Genomic DNA, 24,556 nt, shown 5'->3' with positions numbered 1-24,556 from the left:
ATATTACTGATATAACTTGGTATAAATGCTGCGCATATTTATCGCACTATTAGGACAGTTGTCTGATATGCGCCAGCAACTGATTGGTAGAAGTATCAAATACGCTGCTACTGCTGTCTTGTAGCGCCTGATACACCGACTCTGCCATCTGCTTACCCATCTCAACGCCCCATTGATCAAAGGGGTTAATATCCCAGATGCTGGCCATCACATAAACTTTGTGCTCATACAGCGCTACTAAAGCACCTAAGCTGTGCGGTGTAAGCTCATCTATTAATAAGGTAGTCGAGGGCTGATTACCACGATAATGCTTATATTTATCGGCTTCACAACTGTCTGCAACGTTAGCTATAGCCGCATTACCAAAGGCCAGCACTCGACTTTGTGCTAAGCAATTGGCTAGCGATAACTCATGTTGATGTTGCAGTGAAGCATTTTGCGCTTCGTCACTATAATGACGCACGCAGGCAATAAAATCACAAGAGACATGCTGAGTACCTTGATGCAACAGCTGATAAAAAGCATGCTGAGCATTAGAGCCAATCTCACCCCAAAGAATAGGACAAGTATCGTAGTCGACATGCTCGCCACCGTGAGTAACTGATTTGCCGTTACTTTCCATCTCAAGCTGAGTTAAGTAGCTAGGCAAATAGCCCAAGCGGCCATCATAAGGCAATACCGTATGCGCATGAATATGTAAAAAAGTACTATTCCAAACCGCTAGTAATCCTAATAATACAGGTAGATTTTCTGAAAAATCAACCGTAGCAAAATGCACATCCATACTGTGTGCGCCCGCTAATAATTCACGGAATTGCGGCATGCCAATACGAATAGCAATCGCCAGTCCAATCGCTGACCATAAAGAGAAGCGACCGCCGACCCAATCCCATAATTGCAATTGATGCTCAGAATGAATTCCCCAGGCGCTCATTTTTTCACTATTAGCAGATATACCGATAAAATGCCGACGTAAGACGCTGTCTTGAGTGCCCGCCCGTAGCGTAGCCGTAGCTAATAACCATGACAATGCGGTTTTGGCATTAGAGAGCGTATCAACGGTACCAAAGGATTTAGAGGAAATGATAAATAGCGTGGTCTCTGCATTTAGGCGTTTGAGCAAATTATCAAGTTGGCTACCGTCCATATTAGAGACAAAGTGGACGACAATGTCAGTATCTGCCCATTCATCAAGGGCCGTAGCTGCCATTAATGGGCCTAAATCAGAGCCACCAACACCGATATTAACCACATCAGTGATTGCTTTTCCAGAGAACCCACGCCAATTACCACTGCGAATACGCTGCGATAATCGTGCTACTTGCGCCAGACTATTATGGACATCACTGACCACATCTTGAGAGCCTACTTGCAGTTTTGCGCCCTCAGGCAAACGTAGCGCTGTATGCAGAGCCGCACGCTCTTCACTGGTGTTAACTGTCGCCCCTTGCATCAAAGTTTTTATACGGGCATTTAAATCACAGCTATTTGCTAAATTGAGCAAGCTTGCTAGCACCTCATCATTGATACACTGCTTGCTATAATCCATATACAGCGCACCTGCTTGCGTACTAAAACGCTCAGTGCGAGTCTTATCTTGCGCAAACAACTCCGCCAACGACCAAGACTGCTCAGCGTGCAGCTGTAAATCTGTCCAGTGCTTAGAGCCACGTGCATTAGGATAGTGATTATTGATCTCACTGCTAGCTAGGTCGTTACTATAAGATAGTGAACTATTCATCGGCTACTTATCATTGTCTAGTTGTTGTTGGGCAAAGTAGATAAAGGCTTGCATATAAGAGCGCATATCACCTGCATCATAACTATCACCGCACATGGTTGTCACATTGACACCATGTTCACTAATCAAAGCATCGATGGCATCAGTCAGCTGAATCTCACCACCGACTGAAGCAGTCGTATTAGCCAAATAATCAAAAATTTGATTACTAAACACATAACGACCGACAACCGCTAGACGCGAAGGGGCATCAGCTAAACTGGGCTTTTCTACAAAACCAGCGACGCTAAAGCTAGCATTCACATCTGCTTGATTATTCATATCACTATTGTCACTAAGCTTAGCAATACCATACTTATGCACGTCCTCATCGGCGACTTTATCGACCAATATCTGAGAATGGTTATCTTTGGCAAAGGCATCAATCATAAAGGCTAAGTTATCAGCAGCCATATTGCCCGCAAAAGGATCGAGCACCACATCTGGAAGCATTACGGCAAAATCATGTTCCCCAATAATGGGACGAGCAGCGAGTACCGCATGACCCAAACCTAATGGCTTACCTTGGCGTATCATAGAAACTGTTACATCTTCTGGTAGCCAGTTTAAGCTATCCGCCAGCTCATTTTTGCCTTTTTGGCGCAACTGGTTATCCAGCTCTGCATTGATATCAAAGTAATTTTCGATCGCACTTTTTTGTGCGTGACCAACCAAGACGATGTGCTTAATACCAGCCGCTATCGCCTCTTCCACCACATAATGAATGGCAGGACGATTGCCCAGTGGTAATAGCTCTTTTGGCACAGATTTGGACAATGGCAACATACGTGTGCCGAAACCTGCAACGGGAATAACGGCGTGATTGATTTTTTTCATAATGTTTAAAATGTCTTAAAAGAAAAGTGAGATGAAAGTTATGTTTTATAAAAAAAGCTAAACAATATTATAGCCATTCGGGTTCATACTTTGCCAACGCCAGCTATCTTGACACATGTCGGTAATTGATAAATTGGCTTGCCATCCTAACAAATCCCGCGCTTTATCAGCACTAGCATAACAGCTCGCTATATCACCAGCACGGCGGCTCACAAACTGATAAGGAATATCTTGTTCCGATACGTTAGAAAATGCCGTGACTAGCTCTAAGACAGAAGTTCCTTTACCCGTACCTAAATTAATGGGTAAAAAACCAATTGAGCTTTTATTATCCGTATTTTTCTCATTTGAGCTATCATCTTCTACACTGGTTTGACTTTCTAAATAATCAAGCGCAGCAACATGACCTTGTGCCAGATCAGTGACATGAATAAAGTCACGAACCCCTGTACCATCGATGGTTGGATAGTCATTACCAAAGATACTGAGCTTAGACAGTTTACCGACCGCTACTTGAGAAATATAAGGCATTAAATTATTTGGGATATCGTTAGGGTCTTCACCAATCTGCCCTGATGGATGTGCGCCTACCGGATTAAAATACCTCAAAGGAATGAGGTTCCAGCTTTTATCAGATACAGCTAGGTCTTCTAAGATATGCTCGACCGTCAGTTTACTTTGTCCGTAAGGATTGGTACAAGAACGCTTCGAGCTCTCATCAATAGGTAGGGTTTCAGGGTCACCATAAACCGTCGCTGACGATGAGAATACCAGATTTTTAACGTCATACTCTTCCATGACTTCTAACAAGGTAATCGTGCCACTAACGTTATTGTCGTAATACATCAATGGTTTGGCCACTGACTCTCCAACGGCTTTAAGACCGGCAAAATGGATGACGCCGAAGAATTGATTGTCAGAAAAAACCTGTCTAAGTAACACCACATCACGGATATCACCTTCAACAAAGTCAATTGGCTGACCGATAAGACTAGCAACACGATTTACTGCTTCGTGACTACTATTTGATAGATTGTCGTATACTAAGACGTCATAGCCTGCCTGATAGAGTGCAATACAAGTATGCGAGCCAATATATCCTGCACCGCCTGTGACTAATATCTTGTTTTTCATAAAAAACACCGTTACTCTTTAAAATTCGTCATTCGTTTATAAATGCAACTATACTGGTAACGACAAAGCATTACCAATATAAATACCTCATAATATATATCTACTCTACTGCTATCAATCATACTATGAAATTTAACGCTTATATCCGACCACTATTATTAGGCTACTATCAACACTATCGTCAGCCTAAACAGCGTTTAGCCTTGGTCGTCGGTATGAAACCATGGAAGCATTTGGTTGGCGATTGGGTGTTTGAAGTGTCTCATATTCAGATACAGCGCCACTTTGATCAGCGCTATTTCGATCTATGGTTAAAACCCTTTATCAACAAGGTAAATCCGGTTATTTATATCTGGGGTTATAAAGCACCTGATTATTTTATTGAATATATACGCGAGCAAGAGCTAGATATTTTCTTTTTAGAAGATGGTTTTATTCGTTCTGGCCCTGATGATGAAAGTGGTGCGCCGCCATTATCTATCGTGATGGATAGTCAAGCACCCTACTTCGATACCACGCGTCCAAACGATTTGACCGATTTAATTGCTAATTTTGACTTTGAGCAGAGTGGCTATGATGAGACCCTAGCACAAGAGATGCTCAATTATTACGTTTCTCATAGAGTGAGTAAATACAATCATCAACCTTATGTCGATATCGTACCAATCTATGGAATTAAGACTAGAAAGCGTATTTTGGTATTAGGCCAAGTACCCTATGATGATTCATTGAAATACGGTGGCGGCATTGGTATTACTTTACTTGATGTGGTCAATAAAGCAATTTTAGAAAACCCTGACACACAAATCATCGTAAAACCACATCCAATGACTTTGGATGATCCTTCTATAATTAGTACCCTCACTGAGTTAGATTGTCTTATTCTCACTCAGTCTATTCATTTGGTCGATGCCTTGGAGACCATCGATCATGTCTATACGATTACCTCATTAGGTGGGTTTGAAGCACTATTGAGAGGCAAAAAGGTCACCGTATTAGGGCGACCTTTTTATGCAACTATAGAAATTAATACAGCTAAAAAATTTTACGCTGTAAGTCATTATCATAATTGCTCGTGGTAGCTTTTTACTTATAATAACGCTTTAACATACTCATTAAACGCTCATGATAATCAGGTAACTTATTCTCACTATCGCTCTTGAAGTCGTTCGCGCAAAAAGAATGAGGTGAAGCATTTAATTTCTTTAGCTTCAGCAACTTCTCATAACGTGTCAATGCATGGCGTGAACGGATATTAAAGTAATAACAAATATCAACCTTTTCAATAGCTCTAGATTCACAGTATAGTAGCCAAGGCACTAAAAACGAGGCCATGTTGATGTCATTATGACCACGAAATCTATTTGGCAAAAATTCTTCTATTTCCTTACCAAAAAGCTGCCATGCTTTTTCATAACCAGATTTCTTTAATGGAAAGTATGTATGAATAAGTGAGTTTTCGATATTATAATGATAATGTCTTTTTAGTAGCTTAATACTTTGCAATGAAGCTTTCAGTGTTGGAGTGACAACTCCTTTCTTTTGCATAGCGTACAAGTTTTTGGTCGATACGAATAAAGAGCTAATATTATTAGCGGAAAAAAAGTGCTCCTGAGGCAATTCCTTAGCGACAAATACATCGTCATTAAAGTAAATGAAATTCTCTGCTAGATCAGGAATACGGTACAAAAAAGCTTCGATAACGTGTGAGTTAAAGGTTGGTAAGTACTGACTATCAATAATGTCAGCATGGTCGATAATAGTGACTCCTTTTACTTTGCTTAACCAACTCGGTACTTGGTTGTCAGTAATCACATATATTTGTCTAACCCAAGGTAAGTACTTTTTAACAGCTTTTAGGGAATAGAACAACTCGTTGTGATTATCAAAGCGCGCACTGTCAGTAGCATACTGACCTAGGTTTGTATTTTCACTGTTAGCTTTATACTGCTCATACTTCTTTTGCCATGCTTTATCAGTATTATCTACCCAAGTAAATACAATATCTATAGACATGTTATCAGGCATATCTACAGTATTAATATTGGAATACTCTACAAATGCAGTTTCGATAGCTTCATCTACACCTAGCTCAGTATTTACGACAGGGTAGCGTTTATTAAAATAATCCCGAAAGAAAGGTCCAGGGTTATTTCTTAGCTTTTTAAATTTACGTTTATATGCTTCCATCTTTGTCTCCTCTCATATTTCTCGAGGTTGTACTGCTCATAATTTTCAATAAAAAAGCTAGGCAGACGCCTAGCTTCCCATCTCTATCTTATAAGTCACAAATTATTTTTCAAACTATCAAATCTGATCCAATTTTTTGAACTATCATGCTCAGGGTATATTGCTATCATACCTTTATAACAATATTTAGCCAACTCTATATCCTCTACTAATAAAGCTATTTCTCCTATCAAGCTCCAATACTCATAAGAATGCTTTACAGTAGGCTTTACAGAATCACTATAAGCTTCATCAATAAACCCTAAACGATACTTAGCTAAGACTATGGGATAAATCAATTCAGCCTGCTGTTCTAATTCAATTTTAGAGAACTTTTCAATAACCTCACGCCATCTTGACATTTTTGCAAAAGAGTTAAGATGAATTAATTTTAACTCTTTATTTTCAGGATACAGTAGACTTAAACGTTCAATAGCCTCAACTGCTTCTTCTATTTTATTCTCATTAAATAGTGATTGAACATACTCAACTGCATAAGATTCAGATAATAACTCTATATTCTTATCATGCGCTCCATAATACTGCATTACGGCTTTGGAATAGTCTCTCTGATCATACCTTAATCTAGCAATCTCGATACGACATCTTGGATTATGTAAAGTGTGATTTTCAAAGTTACTTAATTTTGACTGAGCCTCAAAGTACATACCCAAATAACGATAAGCTTCAGCCATTAGTACCTGAGGTTGATAAATTCGAAGCTCATCAATACTAAATTCAATAACCTTATCTTTTAAAAACTCAATAATACTTTCCCAATCTTCGTTCACTCTTAACTTCCATGCATCTAGCATATAAAACTGAACCACAGATAGTTCTTTATTATTCAACTCCAGTAAAGCTTTATCCAATACCTTATGATCACTAACTTTAGAAGCACTGTAAGCTAGTGTAATTAGATCATGGATATTTAATTCAGTAGAGTTTCTCATTTCATTGACTACTAACCACCAATTAGCTGTCTCAAAAGCTATCTTTATATCCCATAACTTAATGATTTTTGGAGATTTTTTGTAATTAGCTTTAAGAAAATCTATAATTTTTGAAAACTCATGCTGATTAAATAGAGACTCAATATATATAGATTTAGCCCACTCCTCGTATTCATTACCTACATGCTCGATTAGTAACTGACTGCGCGATTCGACTAACTGCCAATCTTGGTTACTATAGGCTTGATTAGCGAATTGATAAATAATATCAAAGTCTATTAAATTATCAGGTTCGTCAAGTGCAATAACACTTTCATAGACTCGTTTACAGTTGTTAGCATCCCTAAAAAGGAAAGTATCTTCTATACGCTTACTATATGGATATAAAGGTTCACCATTGTTTTCAATAATTTTAGCAACCTCTTTTAATAATAACTCTTCACTCTCAACTACTGGCCCAAAGCCATTTTCTTCATAACTAAAATAGCCAGGTGAAAAAACATGACCTCCCTTGAAAAAATCCTCCTTATCGAACTGATAGTAAAGAACTGCTTTATCTAAATAGGCCATCTCAAAGTGCACTGAAGAATAATCAGTTATCATAATTTTAGACTTCTGAAAAAGCTCTTGAATACTATTTTCATCATTAGAAGAATGCCAAACTTCGATATAATCTGGAATATTAAAAGTATTTAAGTACGGCTCTATATTCAAATGGGGAGCAAAAACAACGCGATAATTGTAATTTTCAATAATACTCTTCAAATCGATGCTATTTAACAGGCTTTGTATATGAGTAGCATAGTTTGTAATAGAAAAATCATGATTAATAGCCCTTGAATTACCATCTATAGGCTCACCAATTATCGTCTTACGCCAAGTTGGCATAATTAATAGTATATTGCTATCAACTACATTTCCTTTCAGTAAACTGTCATGACGAGGAAAACCAGTTAAGTTGACTTCTTTTTTAGATAGTTTATATCTTGAATAGTCACTCGAAATAGCTTTATATTCATCAACAGTTGATGTGATAAAACATTGTAAATTTTTCTTTGAATTTACCCATGACGATAGGTCATTCATAGTTATGCCATGCTGTAAAAATACAAACTTCTTACTATGCTCGAAACCATCGCCAAAGTAGTCATTAATATACTGATCAAGATGGCTACTAATGAGCTTACTCGCTTTAAGTAATACAGTTTCAAATTCAGAAGATCCAAAATCTAATAAATTAAAACCTTCTTTATTCAAGCGCTCCCAATCATGAGAATTCTTTCTCAGAGCGAAGTAAATTTTTCTATCAGGATAATTATTTTGAATATATCTGTAGAAGTGCTCAGCATTATCATCTGCTTGAGTATCTCTATCCATCATTACCCAAATATCTTTATCATTAATATATTTTTTAGATTTAAAGCTATTAATAATTTTTTGAAATTCAATACCTTTATTATATTTTTTACCTAATAAAGATAATATTGCATTGTCTCCATCAATAGCTATTTTTAAATAATCTTCGCTATTAGTGTCATCATAAGAAACCCACATTCTTTTTTCATATACATAATTTTCATTTAAAAAATCAAACTGCTTTACTTTATAGTAAGTAGGCACTATATCTCTATTACCTATAGTTATACTTTCCAAAACATCAAAATAGGTAAAGTAATAAAGCAAAACTTGTTTCTTTTCTATATCTATTTCTTCAATATAAACGATTTGAAAAGGAGGCTTTTCATTTTTCAGTGAACCAAGCCAGGCTACTTTCTGAAAAAACCAAGTACCAGCCAACTCAAAATCCATGATGGTTTTATTTTCTATATAAGAAAAAACTTCCTTTAATAAACTAGCAAATAGAATCTTATCGCTCTCACTTAATATATCTAATGCATTTTCATTATTTACAACATACTTGAAGTACCAAGAGAGATGATAAAGAACAGTACGCTGTATATATATAGGTACATAACCTAGCTCTAAATAAGATGACTTTAATAGCTCTAAACATCCTTCTGATACTACGGTAGTAAATAATGTAGGCTTCTTCCAAGCGCCATCTAAAGTAGATGTTCCGTCAGATCTTTTACGATAAAAATAGCTCGCTTTAGAGATAAAGCCTATTTGATTACTTTGATTATCATTTAATAGATAGTCACCTACGAATCTCGCATCTTCAAAATTCGGTTTAACATCCTCATTAAAAGATATATTACTTGATTTTATTAAACTATATCTAAAAAAAGCACTGTTAACAGATAACTGTACATCTTTATTCATATCTTTTATTTTTAGTGTTCTATTGTTTTTTGAAAATCTATATCTTAAAGGATGACTATCTTTAGTAATCTTTAAATCTTCATAATAAAATATAAAAGGACAGCTAACCAAAGAGATTTCTCTTTTATCAGATAGATACTCATCAACTTTCTGAAAATAATTTAATGATACAAAATCATCTGGATCTATAAAAGTTATCCATTCAGTTTTTACATAATCTAAGCCTAGATTCCGAGCTGATGCTTGTCCGCCATTTTCCTTACTGATACAAAATATATTATTCGGATATTTTTTTTTCCATTTATTAATTATGTTTAATGACTTGTCAGTAGATCCATCATCAACTAAAATTAGTTTAATATGCTTTCTAAAACTAACAGACTGGTTTGTGAGGCTACTAAAGTATTCTTCGAGATATTTTTCAACATTATACACAGCTGATATAACAGTAAAATCATTAGAACTTTTATATTTGATAGGAATAATATGTCTTACTTGAGAGCTACGTTTTTTATAGGAATCTTTAATAAATTCACGTGGATCTCTTTTAAGTTTATTTATTCTTCGAATTAAAACTGCTTTATCTTCTATTGGAAGAATATCTATTATACTTTTCATACTAACACCTTAATATTTAGATCATCTTTTAAACATACTTAAAATAATATAGGAAAAACTGAAGCGTACTGGATATTTGAACATATATTTAACCCTAAATAAAACAAGTATAAATATCACCACTTGTTACTAGTATAAATTTTTCTTGCTTGCTTTGCATATACAGACAAAGGTGATGCAAAAACTATACCAGTAGCGCATTTAAGTCCATACAATCATTTTATTTTCAGCTGATCATATTTTGACCATCGGTAGTGCGTATCTGTAAGCAACTCAACACTTGCTATTTGTTAAATTATATTTAATCGATTATATATTTGGTTAGACATAATTTAGGTACATAAAAAGTTAAGTTATTAGGACTCTTGCATAAGTCATCGTTAGCCCTCGTAACTCTGTCAATAAACTGGTACTTTTGCAAGAGGTCTATTACCGATAATAAATTGAATGGGCCTAATATCATATTCAATTTATATACTATCGACTATAAAATTAATATAAATCTCTAAGATAATATTCCACATTCTCTGTCTGCATAGGTATAGTAAGAAAAAAATCTATTTTAGCAATACGTTGTAATTTCTTTCTTCTCTCATTTAGGGCGTGTTCTCAATCTGAAAATGGTGATAAAAATAAGATAAATGGCAGCCAAAAAAGGAAAATAGTGCAGATAATATCGAGATATTGACTAGCTATTTGACATAGTTTGGCAAGATTTAGCTATTTTTAGCCCATTTAGTTGCTTTTGTTCAGATTGAGGACACGCCCTGGAATAAACTATATTAAAAAACCTACTCATAAATTAATTTGTAATTACTAATTTAGCTATTTTCAGAAGGTAATTTTTTATAGTATTCATAAGCTTCAACTATAAATTTTAATAATTCTTTTTTACTACTGATATGATTTAGTTTAGCTTTATTGCCTTCGAAAAGTAAACTGTCTATTTTTATATATTTCTCAATATTTTCTTTATTTCTAATAATCAAATAGCATTCTAAACCATCATTTTTGTCACATATATCAAAGGCGAAATTAATATTATTAACTTTAAAGTCTAATACAAGCATTCCATTATAATATCTTTTTTGATAGTCTAAAGAGTTATTTTGCAATCCAACTACTATATAGGATTCTAATAATACTAGGTTCTCAAATGATACAGGCTTTACTTTATCATTAAGAGTATATTCTAATAAATCTACGATTGGCATCTTAGTATCAAGAAAGACTTCAATGTTTTTGATTTTCTTAATTTCAACAGGTGTCCAAGAATTATGTAGCGAAACAACGCCAGACTTTATAAAGTCCATCACTTCAGGTTTCAAGTTAAAAATTTTATTAAAATAGAAAAATCTATATTTCATCAGATTTGTTGACTCATACTCTTTCATTGTATCTGCTTCTAAAATATTACCACTAATTGCACGCTCTATAATATAACAATCCTTATAATATTCTGGATTATTAAAAAAAGGTTCAACAATAGAATTTCCAAAATAATCCCAATTCATTTTTATAGGAATATCTATTCTTAATTTTTCTTGTGCACCCTTTCGCCATTCTCTTAAAATCCTATTGTTTGGCTTTTTACTATATAAAACAGCAATATGAATGGCTTTGCGCTCATTACCAAAAGCAATTAGCTTTTCAGTAGAAATCGTATTAAATATCTTAAACAGGTCATCAGTCACAACTGAATCTATATCTAAAAACAGTCCCCCAAACTTCTCTAAAATTGCTGCTGATATTATATCTGACTGCATAGCCAAAGGAATTTTTTTCAGTGATTCTAAATTATATATCCCCTCTATATATTGATTTATATTGTTATAATTTATGATATGAATTTCACAATTAGGTATATTTTTATGCCAGGTTTTTTTACATAGTTCTAGATATGCAGGTATTTCCTCATCAGATTCCCAAAAAGCAAATACATTGTTTTTATTAGTATCAACTACTTCAATATTAACCGAATTAACATCTTTATATTCATTATGATTTTTTAAATCAGACATACAATTACTCCTTTTAGATCGAATTTGATGATGCTTATTTAAAGCATTGTAAAAATCTTGGTTATTAGCTCTAGTTGCTCATATATTAATCAATATTAAACGTGAACAAAAAAACACCCCATTGTAGGGGTGTATTTACTTTTTTTCAATATAGTTTTAGTAGCTAGGTTACAGAATTAATTCTACATTACCAACCAGTAACTTCTTTTAGCTTATCACCAAGCTTAGATGGATCACGCGTATACGCGATACCAGCATCTTCAAAGGCTTTGAATTTCTCTTCAGCAGTACCTTGACCACCAGAGATAATAGCGCCCGCATGACCCATACGTTTGCCTTCTGGAGCGGTAACACCAGCGATATAGCCAACCACTGGCTTAGTCACATGGTCTTTGATGTAGGCAGCTGCTTCTTCTTCAGCAGTACCACCGATTTCACCGATTAGGATGATCGCTTCGGTTTGTGGATCATCTTGGAACAGTTTCAATGCATCGATCTGGTTCATACCAGGGATAGGATCGCCACCGATACCGATACAAGTTGACTGACCAAAACCAAGCTTCGTGGTCTGGGCAACCGCTTCATAAGTCAACGTACCAGAGCGTGAGATGATGCCCACTTTACCTGGCAGATGGATATGGCCTGGCATGATACCAATTTTGCACTGACCTGGCGTGATAACACCTGGGCAGTTAGGACCAACTAGACGTACATCACCCGCTTCTTCAAGATAGCGTTTAGCTTTTAGCATATCGATAGTCGGTACGCCTTCAGTGATCACAACGATCAACTTAACGCCAGCGTCGATTGCTTCAACGATAGAATCTAGTACAAATGGAGCTGGTACATAGATAACAGAAGCATCAGCTTGAGTGGCTTCCATCGCTTCCGCCATGGTGTTGAATACGGGTAAGCCTAGGTGCGTTTGACCGCCTTTACCTGGCGTTACGCCGCCAACAACTTTAGTACCATATTCGATGGCTTGTTCAGAATGGAACGTACCATTTTTACCAGTGAAACCTTGTACCAATACTTTGGTATCTTTATCGATTAATACACTCATTATTTATTCCTTTATTCGGTTGTCATGTAATAGCAATTTGATGATGTAGTGATCGTTAAATATTAACCATCAGTTTTATAACAACAAACCGCTATTACGCTTTGACTACTATGTTTAAGCAACTATATTTATAGAACTCTGCTTTAAATATATTATGCTTTTACAGCATCGACAATTTTTTGAGCAGCATCAGATAGACCTTGAGCTGAGATCAGTTTCAGACCAGACTCTTCTAGGATTTTTGCACCTAGCTCAGCGTTGTTACCTTCTAGACGTACAACAACCGGTACTTTTACGTCAACTTCTTTGATAGCAGCGATAATGGCTTCTGCAATCATGTCACAACGTACGATACCGCCGAAGATGTTGATAAGAACGCCTTCAACACTGCTGTCTTCTAGAATGATTTTGAACGCTTCAACAACGCGATCTTTGGTTGCCCCGCCGCCAACGTCCAAGAAGTTAGCAGGCTTGCCGCCGTACAATTTGATGATGTCCATCGTAGCCATTGCAAGACCGGCACCGTTAACCATACAACCGATATTGCCTTCTAGAGCAACATAGTTTAGATCAAATTCGGCCGCTTTAAGCTCACGCTCATTTTCTTGTGACTTGTCTTGTAGCGCTGCGATTTTAGGCAAACGATATAGTGCGTTTGAGTCGATACCGATTTTGCCATCAACACAAACAATTTCACCATTTTCACGTACCGCTAATGGATTGATTTCCATTAAAGCAAAGTCGTTTTCGATAAATGCTTGATAAGCACCTGTCATCAATTTAACGAATTGATTGATCTGCTTGCCTTCTAAACCTAGCTTAAACGCGACGTCGCGCGCTTGGAAAGGCATTAGGCCAACTAAAGGATCAACATTTACTTTGAAGATTTTTTCTGGCGTATTGTTAGCCACTTCTTCAATATCAACACCACCTTCGGTAGATGCCATGAAAGTCACGCGACGAGTAGCGCGATCCACAACAGCACCAAGATATAGCTCAGTCTGTACTGGGTACATATCTTCTGCAACCAATACAAAGTTCACTGGCTGACCATTGGCATCAGTTTGATACGTTACTAGGTTAGTACCGATAAGCTCTTCTGTCACTTGCTTGGCTTCTTCACGAGTTTTAACCAGCTTTACGCCACCCGCTTTACCGCGACCACCAGCGTGTACTTGCGCTTTAATAACCGCAATGTCAGTTGGTGTTTTATCAAAAGCTGCTGCAGCTTCGTCGCCGTTATAAGCAATGATGCCTTCTTGAATAGGCAAACCGTAGCTTTTTAATAGCTCTTTTGCTTGATACTCATGTAAATTCATTGATTGTATCCTTTATTTTTTACAATTAATAAAAAGTGAAAACAAGTACACAGCAGCAATTTTCTGCTGCGGCACTTGAGACCCAAACGATAGCACCGTCAATAATAAAACGGTGCCACGCTCAAGCTATAGCTTGTTACTTAAACTTCTAAAAGCGCTGTAAACGCGATTAAACCCTATAAAAATTACTTACGTTTTTTACGCTGAATGGCGTGAATAGCACGGCCATCTGCAGATAGAGCAGCTTCATGAACGGCTTCAGAAATCGTTGGATGTGCAAATGTCATTAGCTGTAAATCTTCGATACTAGAGACAAACTCCATCGCGATCATACCTTGATGGACGATATCACCAGCACCAGCAGAGATAGCATGCATACCTAACAAACGATCTGTTTTGGCATCAGCAACGACTTTGATAGAGCCTTGCGCTTCGCTTTGAGCCAATGCGCGACCGTTAGCAGCCAAGTTGAATGAACCTGTTTTAACTTCATAGCCAGCTGCTTCAGCTTCTTGTTCAGTTAAACCAACCCATGCAATTTCTGGATGTGTATAAATGACATTGATAATCGTGTCATAGTTAACTTGCGCTTTTTCGCCATGAATGCGTTCAACGGCCATCATGCCCTCTTCCATTGCTTTATGCGCAAGCATAGGACCACGTACCAAATCACCGATGGCGTAAACACCATCAAGATTGGTTTTGCACTGATCGTTCACGTCAATAAGACCGCGCTCAGTCAAAGTGATACCGCTGTTGTCACCAAGTAGCTTTTCAGCATAGGCACGACGACCAACACAAACGATGAGTTTATCGAAGCTCTCTTCAGATGACTCGCCTTTACTTTCGCTAGTGACGATCACTTGATCGCCTTTAACTTCAGCGTTGGTCACTTTGGTATCGACACGGATATCAAGACCTTGCTTCTTCAGCATTTTGCCAGCTTCTTTAGAGATATCTTTGTCCGCTGCGGCTAAGAAACTTGGAAGCGCTTCATAAACAACCACTTCTGCGCCTAAGCGACGCCATACTGAACCAAGCTCAAGACCGATAACACCAGCACCAATGACGCCTAAACGCTTAGGAACTGAGGTAAAATCAAGGGCGCCTGTAGAATCAACAATGCGATCACCGTCAGTTTTGGCAACGGGGATATCGATAGGGACAGAACCTGCCGCTAAAATGACGTTTTTAGCAGTAATGGTGCTTTCTGCGTCGTCAGCAAGGGCAGTAAATTTAATTTGTTTATCAGTGCCTGTACCGTCAACCAACGTGCCCCAGCCTTGCAGCCAGTCAACGCCATTACCTTTCAATAACGCCGCAACACCGCCCGTTAATTGCTTAACGATGCCTTCTTTACGAGCAATCATTTGCTCAATATCAATCGCGACATCACCCGTGCTAATACCATGTTCAGCAAGGTCATGTTTAGTCGCTTCATAGCGATGCGAGCTGTCAAGTAGGGCTTTTGATGGGATACAACCGACGTTTAAACAAGTACCGCCAAGTGCTGGCTCGCCTTTATAAACACGTTTTTCGATACAAGCAACGCTCATACCCAACTGTCCTGCACGGATAGCGGCTTCATAACCACCAGGACCGCCGCCGATGACGACTAGATCATAATTGTCTTTCATAGTACGTTCCTATTTTTAAATGCTAAGTGTTTTAAATGCTAATTTTATTTGTCATTCAAACTGATGATTATTTTGATAAAGGACAAGCAATATTTTCAATAAACAGTCAATACACTATTTCAGTAAAAAACGCTCGTTCATTCATTAATGATAAACAACAGTGACTACATTCATTCAATATACCAATCAACTGACTGGTTATCAAAAGGCCGAGCCCAACTTCTAGACCAAAGTTAAAAAGCTTGTATTAGCGGTTGCCAATACAAGCTTAGAAGCTTACAAATCTAGTAGTAGCATGGCTGGATCTTCAACCAATTCTTTGATAGTGACTAAGAACTGTACCGCTTCTTTACCATCAATCATACGATGGTCATAAGATAAGGCAAGATACATCATTGGTAAGATTTCAACTTTACCATCGACTGCCATTGGGCGGTCATTGATAGCATGCATACCTAGGATAGCAGTTTGTGGTGGATTCAAGATAGGCGTTGACATCAATGAGCCAAATACACCGCCGTTTGAAATAGTAAAGGTACCACCAGTCATATCAGCTAGACCAAGCTTACCTTTTTGAGCAAGACCACCAAGCTCACGGATGCGGCTTTCGACATCTGCCATGCTCATGCGATCGGTGTCACGTAATACTGGAACAACCAGACCGCGATCTGAAGATACGGCTACACCGATATCATAAAAACCATGATAAACAATATCGTCACCATCTAGCGAAGCATTCACGGCTGGGAAGCGTTTAAGGGCTTCTGTCGCAGCTCTCACGAACAATGACATAAAGCCTAGGCGTACGCCATGACGTTTTTCAAACTGGTCTTTATACTTAGCACGCATGTCCATCAACGGCTTCATATTGACTTCGTTGAATGTCGTTAGCATCGCTGTTTCTTGAGAAGCGGCTAGCAGACGATTCGCAACTGTCTTACGAAGACGTGTCATTGGCACACGTTTCTCAGTACGCTCACCCGTTGATTCAGCGACTGGACGGCCACTATCAGATTTAATACTGTTGTCTGATTTCAGTGTTGGATTTGCCATATCGGTTTTGGTCACACGACCACCGCGGCCACTGCCTTCCACTTCTTTAGGATCTACGCCGCTTTCTTTAGCAGCTTTACGGACGGCTGGACTTTGATCTTTATGATCCGCGTCATTGCTGTCTTTTTTGTCAGTGACTTGAACTGGCTCGCCACCATCGGTTGCTTGTTTTGCTTGCACAGGCGCAGCAGGTTGGTTTGGATCTACTGCAGGCGCAGAGTCCGCACTAGCACTTGCACCCGCTTCAAATTGAGCGATGAGCTCGTCAGACAAAACGGTATCATCCACTTGCTTGACGATTTTGGTAACAACGCCATTATCAGGCGCTACCACTTCTAATACGACTTTATCAGTTTCAATTTCAGCCAAGAGATCATCACGATTTACTTGTTGGCCTTCAGTGACGTGCCATTCAACGATTGTGCCATCGGCAACCGATTCTGGAAAAACGGGGGCTTTGATATCAGCCATCGATATACTCCTTAGATTTGGATATTCATACTTATTATTAAGTCGTGATAAGCAGTCAGCACCATGTTAGATAGTGTGACACCGTGCTGACTGTTATCGCCTGATTCATTTATTTTTAAAGCGTATTACTTAGATAACTCATCGACACTGATACCAAGACCACCAGCAATCAACGCTTGTTGCTGCTGAGCGTGTAATTTTGGTGAACCTGTCGCAGGTGCTGCACTAGCAGGACGTGCCACGGGCTCCATGACTCTCGCCTTGGTTGGATGTGGTACAACGATACGGAACATATGCGGTGCCAAATAATACCAAGCGCCTTGGTTAAGCGGCTCTTCTTGCGTCCATACGATCTCTGCCAAGTTACTATATTTTTCAATCTCAGCAATCAAACGCTTTTCTGGCAACGGATAGAGCTGCTCAATACGAACGATAGCGACATGATCTAAACCTAAAGCACGACGCTGTTCAAGTAAATCATAATAAACTTTGCCGCCACATAGTACCATGCGAGTTATTTTGTCCGCGTTATGGTCATCCATCTCTGGTAGTACGGTTTCAAACTTACCATTAGCAAGCTCTTCCAAATTCGATGTGGCCAACTTATGACGCAACAAACTCTTTGGTGACATAACAATCAATGGTTTGCGAATTGGGCGTACCGCTTGACGACGCAATGCGTGATAAATTTGTGCAGGCGTGGTCGGCGTAATAACTTGCATGTTGTCTTCGGCACATAACTGTAAAAAGCGCTCAAGACGTGCAGATGAATGCTCAGGACCTTGACCTTCAAAGCCGTGCGGCAATAGCATGGTCAGACCACAAACACGTTGCCACTTGGTCTCGCCACTGGCGATAAATTGGTCAATGACCACTTGCGCGCCATTAACGAAATCACCAAACTGAGCTTCCCAAACGATCAAAGCGTTTGGTACGGTCGTTGCATAGCCATATTCGAAAGCCAGTACCGCTTCTTCTGATAGCAGTGAATTATAAGTGGCAAAACGGGCTTGTGTTTCGCTCATATGAGCCAGCGGCACATACATGCTACCATCGTCAATATTGAACAATTCGCTATGACGATGTGAGAACGTCCCACGACCAACGTCTTCACCAGTGATACGCACTAGTACATCGTTATCTACTAGTGTGGCATATGCTAGATTTTCAGCAGCGCCCCAGTTCAAAGGTTCTTCACCCGTTTGCATGGCCAAACGCTGCTCTACCACTTTTTGTACTTGGCGTTGCAGTTTAAAGCCATCTGGCAATTCTGCCATACGTCGACCATAAGCTTTTAACTTTTCGATATCAACGCTGGTGTCCCAGTCATCAACCAAATCGTGACCCAAATACGGCGTCCAATCCACAAATAAATCTGTGCTTGGCTCAAGGACTAAAGAATTAACCACATAATCACCGCGATCAAGTGATTCGCGATAATCATCTTCGTACTTGGTTACTTCTTCGCTGCTAATAATGCCTGACTCAATCAGTTTATCCGCATAAAGCGCACGAGTGGTCGGTAGCTTTTTGATGACAGCATACATGAGTGGCTGAGTGGCTGACGGCTCATCTGCTTCGTTGTGGCCATTACGGCGATAGCAAAACAAATCAATAATAATGTCTTTGCCAAATTTGTGACGATAGTCTAGTGCCAACTGTGCGGCAAATACGACAGACTCAGGATCATCACCATTCACATGTAAAATAGGCGCATGTACCATTTTTGCGACATCAGTACAGTATTCAGTTGAACGAGCATCGTCTTGACGACTGGTCGTAAAGCCCACTTGGTTATTAATGACAATATGTAGTGTGCCACCAGTAGTATAGGCACGTGTCTGCGACATCTGGAAAGTTTCTTGCACCACGCCTTGACCAGCAAATGCAGCATCACCATGTACCACAATCGGTAATACTAAATTACCAGTGGTATCGTGACGACGAACTTGACGGGCGCGTACCGAACCTTCTAATACAGGTGAAACAATTTCTAAATGCGAGGGGTTAAAAGCCAACGCTAAATGCGCCTCCCCACCTGGGGTCATGACGTTAGATGAATACCCATTATGATATTTAACGTCGCCTGAGCCTTTTTCTGGCTGTACTTTACCATCGAATTCATCGAACAAATCGGCAGGGTTTTTACCTAAAACGTTGACCAATAGGTTCAAACGCCCGCGGTGCGCCATGCCAATGACCATCTCTTTAGTGCCATAACCGCCAGCACGTTGGATGATTTCATTAAGTGCAGGGATAAAGCTCTCGCCGCCTTCTAAACCAAAGCGTTTGACACCCGTATATTTACGAGCTAGATACTTCTCTAAGCCTTCAGCTGCCGTTAAGCGCTCAAGAATCGATAAACGCTTTTCTTCATCAAAGTTGATATAACCTAAGTTGCTCTCAAGATATTGCTCCATCCAACGCTTTTCAGTGCTGGTGGTCACATGCATATATTCCACACCGATATAACGGCAATAGATACGCTCCATGATTTCGATAATCTCACGGAGTGGCGCTTCTGCTTTACCAATACTAAGGTCACTAGTGGGATATACGGTGTCTAGGTCAGCTTCTGATAGACCATGATAAGCGAGGGTTAAGTCTTCAACTTCAGCGCGGGGATGTAGCTCTAGAGGATCAAGCTTGGCGCGGCGATGGCCACGGCGGCGATAGGCAGAAATCAGTTGCTGTACACCCATTTGTTTCGGGTCAGCACAGTTTTCTGATGAGCTGTTAATGTTTGCGTCAGTAGTTTGAGTACTACCTTTATTTGCCGTCTGATTGCGAGCGAGCAACAAGAACTGGTCTTTAATAGCATTATGCTGTGCATCGTTCGGCGATTTGTATTGTTCAAAATACGTTTGCCAATCTGCATCAACACTATCGGGATCGTTTAGATATTGCTCATAAAGAGCTTCTACATAGCTGGCGTTATCAGCAGCCAGTTCTGTATGTTCTGGGCGCGCTGCTTCTTTAGTTATACTATTCATAATGATCGTCTATTTGATAGATAAATGAATGGAATCATGCTTATTTTTGTGTAATCTGTCGTACATTAACTATTTTGATACTTTCGTTATTCTGAGACTTTTACTGTGCTGATACTTTTACTTTTTTGATACTTCGCTAATCGACACTTTGTCATAGGCCATAGCGTATTTTTCGATAAAATTACTTATCGCTATAAAAATTTAATGTCATCATCGATGATCATTAACAATGCTAAATAGTGATAATAAGTTTCATTGCAATACTTCTACTAATAATATATTTATTTGTGAACGTTCAGTTTTCTTATCCGACTCGTTCCACAACATTAATTTATATATACTGCTATCAGTCATAACTAATTCATTAATGATAAGTCACGACTCAATGAACAGTGTTACTCAGTGAACAGTGTTTTCAGCCAGCCTATAAATCGGCTATTTTCGCTGAAAATCCTTTTTATTTATAAGAAAATCGTTTCATTTTAGCTGCGAATACGTTGCTGTATAGAGTAGCACGCTTGTCTTTTGCCACATAGTTTGTTTGTTCAATACTTGGTATTTATGTAATGAATATGTGGTATAAATTAAAGCCACTCTTATAATATTTTAACTCTATCCAAACGCTTGATTCATCAAACTGCTCTGCTCATTGTACTTAGCTATTGATTGTACTTAACTATTAATAGTCTCTAAGATTTTATTATTATCTGATATAGGTATTTATGCGCGATAAAAACCTTTGTCACACGAGTCTTAGAATCTATTATTCAATTAATATACTAGTTCAACCCCATTTATAAAAAGATTATGCGAATTACGATTGCTTATCTTATTACGACTTCTAATTATATAGCTTGATTATCTATATACTATGTTTTCTTACATACGACCAACGTATTGCCTCTACAGTTTTACTATCGCTTTACTTATAAAAGTCACGATGATATTTAACAAAAAACACCACCTAATTAATTAGGTGGTGTTTTCCGTACTGTATCTACAAAAAAACAATACAATTATAAACTATTAACCCGCTTGGTCAATGAGCATATTACGTAAATGACCAATCGCTTTGGTTGGATTCAAGCCTTTTGGACAAACTGATACACAGTTCATGATACCGCGGCAACGAAATAGACTAAACGGATCATCTAAACGAGCCAAACGGGCTTGAGTATCACCATCACGGCTATCAGCAACAAAACGATAAGCATGCAATAATGCTGATGGGCCTAAGAACTTATCAGGATTCCACCAGAATGATGGGCAGCTGGTTGAGCAGCAGGCACATAAGATGCATTCGTACAGACCGTTTAATTTGTCACGTTGCTCAGGTGACTGCAAACGCTCTGTTGGTGGCGCTGGCTGGTCGTTGATTAAGTACGGATGTACTTTTTCGTATTGTTCATAGAATTGGTTCATATCGACAACCAAATCACGAACCACTGGCAAGCCCGGTAACGGACGAACGGTTACTTTTTCTGGCAAAGTATTCATGTTAATTAGACATGCTAGGCCATTTTTACCATTAATGTTCATGCCATCAGAGCCACAGATGCCTTCACGGCAAGAGCGACGGAAGGTGAGTGTTTCATCTTCTTTCTTTAGGCGTAATAACACGTCAAGCAACATACGATCTGAATCAAGTAGCTCAATCGTATAGGTTTGCATGCGCGGCGCTGCGTCCAGATCAGGATCGTAGCGATAGATTTCGATGGTGCGAGTACCTCGGCTCATAATGCTAAACTCCACACGTAGGTGATGGCGGGCATACAAAGGTTGCAACATATTCGCGCTAGCTATCGACTGGCATCAAATGCTATCGATAAGTAGCGCTAGTATAAGCATGTAGCTGGCGGTCACCTTTTTAATAAATTAATAAGGGATAAAACGTTAACACTGTCTTTATATATCAGCTATACGATCTAGTATTAATAGACGCGAACTTTTGGCTCAATATAATCAACGGTTAATGGCACTTTGCGAACAGGTTTATAAATGATACGGTTGCCTTCAGAATACCATAAAGTATGCTTCATCCATTCGTGATCATTACGACCGTTTGGTGCGTAGTCATCATCTTCTGGGCGATCATAATCAGATACACTGTGTGCGCCGCGGCTTTCGTGACGCATGGCGGCTGATATCATTGTCGCTTTTGCCACTTCATATAAGTTAGCCACTTCAAAAGCTTCAATACGCGCTGTGTTAAATACTTGTGATTTATCGCCCAAGTGGATTTTCTCGATCTTATCACCTATCGCTAAAATCTTTTCAACACCTTCATCCATCATCGCTTGCGTACGGAATACGCTGGCATGTTTCTGCATAGTCGCACGAATCTCATCCGCCACGTCTTGTGCATTGTAGCCTTCGGTAGACTGTTGTAACTTGTCTAAGCGGCGAACGGTGTAATCAAGTACGCGAGGATCAAGTGGTTTATAGTTGTGATCAGCATGATGGAACTCATCAACGATGTGTTTACCAGCTGCACGACCAAATACCAATAGATCAAGCAGTGAGTTGGTACCTAAACGATTGGCACCGTGAACACTGACGCAAGCACATTCACCAATGGCATAAAGACCTTTGACGACCGTACCCTTGGTATATAGACCTTCTTCATCAGCGCCCGCTTCTAGATCAGGTGTGATTACTTGACCATGAATCGTCGTCGGAATACCGCCCATCATATAGTGAATGGTTGGAATAACGGGGATAGGCTCTTTAGTAATATCAACGTTCGCGAAGTTTTTACCAATCTCAAATACTGATGGCAAACGCTTCATGATGGTTTCAACACCTAAATGCGTCATATCCATGACGATATGGTCAGCGTTAGGACCACAACCACGGCCTTCTTTGATTTCTTGGTCCATAGAACGTGATACTAGATCACGTGGTGCCAAGTCTTTAACCGTTGGCGCATAACGCTCCATGAAAGCTTCGCCATCTTTATTACGTAAGATCGCACCTTCACCGCGGCACCCTTCAGTCAATAGTACGCCTGCACCATGAACGCCTGTAGGATGGAACTGCCAAAATTCCATGTCTTGCAACGGAATACCAGCACGAACCGCCATGCCAATACCGTCACCAGTATTGATATAAGCATTGGTAGAAGCAGCGAAAATACGACCCGCACCACCTGTCGCTAGGACAGTAATTGGTGATTGGAATACGGCAACAGTACCGGTTTCTTGTTCAAGTGCGATAACACCGTTGATATTGCCAGCGTCATCTTTGATCAAATCAAGCGCGATCCACTCAATAAAGAACTCAGTACCTTGCTCTAGGTTTTTCTGATATAGCGTGTGTAGCAGCGCGTGACCTGTACGGTCAGCAGCAGCGCAAGCACGTTGAACGGCTTTTTCGCCATAGTTCGACGTATGACCACCAAACGGACGCTGGTAAATCGTACCATCTTCGTTACGGTCAAACGGCATACCCATGTGCTCAAGCTCGTAAACAACTTTTGGCGCTTCACGGCACATATATTCGATAGCGTCTTGATCACCTAACCAATCTGAACCTTTAACGGTGTCATAAAAGTGAAAGTGCCAGTTGTCATTACTCATATTACCCAAACTTGCCCCGATACCGCCTTGAGCCGCAACGGTGTGCGAACGCGTTGGAAATACTTTGGTCAGAACGGCAACTTTCATGCCCGCTTCTGCTAAATGCAATGATGCACGCATACCCGAGCCGCCGCCACCAACGATAACTGCATCGTAGTTTAGGGTCTTTATGTTACTAATAGTATTGTCTTGTCTAGTTGCCATGACGGTTTTCCTAATGCCTGTTAATGCTCAAAAGTAGATAAAAAGGCTGTTCTATGAATCATCTGATTGCAGGGCTAGATATTCTTTATCTAGTCAATACTTGCAATATTCAAGCTGAAAACAAAAACAACTTTTGACCACTTTAATTTGCATATCTATCGTTATACTGGACCAAGCCTGCTCAATATTATTGCTCATTCAGCTACAATCTAAATAGCGGGCGGTGTCAGTCCAATGCTATGGCTATTTTTGGCTATCAACGGACACTTTTAAAACACTCTAACAGCCGACATATCAGCTGCGCGCATCCGTTTTATATATAGATACTTATATAAGTACTTATGTAAATACTTATATAGATACTAAAGCTTGTTATTCAATGG

Annotated in this window: 14 protein-coding genes; 1 reads left to right on the top strand and 13 read right to left on the bottom strand. The window is 39.1% G+C overall.

Annotated features, from left to right (window positions below; all coding sequences use genetic code 11):
• Positions 1–49: 49 nt before the first annotated feature.
• From pgi to galE, 3 genes are read right to left on the bottom strand one after another with little or no spacing between them, the layout of a single operon-like run.
• Entirely contained in the window at positions 50–1,741 is a 1,692-nt protein-coding gene (pgi, locus tag JMX48_RS06240; protein ID WP_201535646.1) for a glucose-6-phosphate isomerase, read from the bottom strand.
• A 3-nt stretch (positions 1,742–1,744) separates the two neighbouring features.
• Positions 1,745–2,617: a UTP--glucose-1-phosphate uridylyltransferase gene (locus tag JMX48_RS06235; protein ID WP_201535644.1), complete on the bottom strand. Its 873-nt coding sequence runs from the start codon at positions 2,615–2,617 to the stop codon at positions 1,745–1,747.
• Positions 2,618–2,674: 57 nt separating this feature from the next.
• Complete coding sequence (gene galE, locus JMX48_RS06230) at positions 2,675–3,751, bottom strand: UDP-glucose 4-epimerase GalE (RefSeq protein ID WP_201535642.1); 1,077 nt, start codon at positions 3,749–3,751, stop codon at positions 2,675–2,677.
• A gap of 125 nt (positions 3,752–3,876) precedes the next feature.
• On the opposite strand from galE, the gene JMX48_RS06225 reads away from it, so the two are divergent.
• Positions 3,877–4,833, top strand: coding sequence for a hypothetical protein (locus tag JMX48_RS06225; protein WP_201535641.1), 957 nt, complete (start codon positions 3,877–3,879; stop codon positions 4,831–4,833).
• Positions 4,834–4,837: 4 nt separating this feature from the next.
• Here JMX48_RS06225 and JMX48_RS06220 read toward each other — a convergent pair whose 3' ends face one another.
• From JMX48_RS06220 to sdhA, 10 genes are all read right to left on the bottom strand, one after another.
• The gene (locus tag JMX48_RS06220) at positions 4,838–5,941 is read right to left on the bottom strand and encodes a Stealth CR1 domain-containing protein (protein ID WP_201535639.1); all 1,104 of its coding nucleotides are present in this window, start codon (positions 5,939–5,941) and stop codon (positions 4,838–4,840) included.
• A 95-nt stretch (positions 5,942–6,036) separates the two neighbouring features.
• Complete coding sequence (locus JMX48_RS06215; protein ID WP_201535637.1) at positions 6,037–9,834, bottom strand: CDP-glycerol glycerophosphotransferase family protein; 3,798 nt, start codon at positions 9,832–9,834, stop codon at positions 6,037–6,039.
• 821 nt (positions 9,835–10,655) lie between these two features.
• Entirely contained in the window at positions 10,656–11,879 is a 1,224-nt protein-coding gene (locus JMX48_RS06210; protein WP_227687934.1) for a capsular polysaccharide synthesis protein, read from the bottom strand.
• 163 nt (positions 11,880–12,042) lie between these two features.
• On the bottom strand, positions 12,043–12,918 hold the full coding sequence (sucD, locus tag JMX48_RS06205) for a succinate--CoA ligase subunit alpha (RefSeq protein ID WP_201535630.1): 876 nt from the start codon (positions 12,916–12,918) through the stop codon (positions 12,043–12,045).
• Positions 12,919–13,070: 152 nt separating this feature from the next.
• Positions 13,071–14,237, bottom strand: coding sequence for an ADP-forming succinate--CoA ligase subunit beta (sucC, locus tag JMX48_RS06200; protein WP_201535627.1), 1,167 nt, complete (start codon positions 14,235–14,237; stop codon positions 13,071–13,073).
• 185 nt (positions 14,238–14,422) lie between these two features.
• Positions 14,423–15,874 (bottom strand): dihydrolipoyl dehydrogenase, encoded by a 1,452-nt coding sequence (gene lpdA / locus JMX48_RS06195; protein ID WP_201535624.1) that lies wholly within the window; start codon positions 15,872–15,874, stop codon positions 14,423–14,425.
• Between the two features lie 276 nt (positions 15,875–16,150).
• Positions 16,151–17,398 carry a 2-oxoglutarate dehydrogenase complex dihydrolipoyllysine-residue succinyltransferase gene (odhB, locus tag JMX48_RS06190; RefSeq protein WP_201535621.1) on the bottom strand — a complete coding sequence of 416 codons (1,248 nt, stop codon included), beginning with the start codon at positions 17,396–17,398 and terminating at the stop codon, positions 16,151–16,153.
• 125 nt (positions 17,399–17,523) lie between these two features.
• Positions 17,524–20,391 (bottom strand): 2-oxoglutarate dehydrogenase E1 component, encoded by a 2,868-nt coding sequence (locus tag JMX48_RS06185; RefSeq protein ID WP_201535618.1) that lies wholly within the window; start codon positions 20,389–20,391, stop codon positions 17,524–17,526.
• Between the two features lie 1,026 nt (positions 20,392–21,417).
• Positions 21,418–22,128: a succinate dehydrogenase iron-sulfur subunit gene (locus tag JMX48_RS06180; protein ID WP_201535615.1), complete on the bottom strand. Its 711-nt coding sequence runs from the start codon at positions 22,126–22,128 to the stop codon at positions 21,418–21,420.
• A gap of 194 nt (positions 22,129–22,322) precedes the next feature.
• Positions 22,323–24,173 (bottom strand): succinate dehydrogenase flavoprotein subunit, encoded by a 1,851-nt coding sequence (gene sdhA, locus JMX48_RS06175; protein WP_201535613.1) that lies wholly within the window; start codon positions 24,171–24,173, stop codon positions 22,323–22,325.
• Positions 24,174–24,556 lie beyond the last annotated feature (383 nt).

This window comes from Psychrobacter immobilis, from assembly GCF_904846225.1.
GTDB lineage: Bacteria > Pseudomonadota > Gammaproteobacteria > Pseudomonadales > Moraxellaceae > Psychrobacter > Psychrobacter immobilis_F.
The sequence above is the reverse complement of the archived record's forward strand: the minus strand, read 5'-3'. Positions and strand labels throughout refer to the sequence as shown.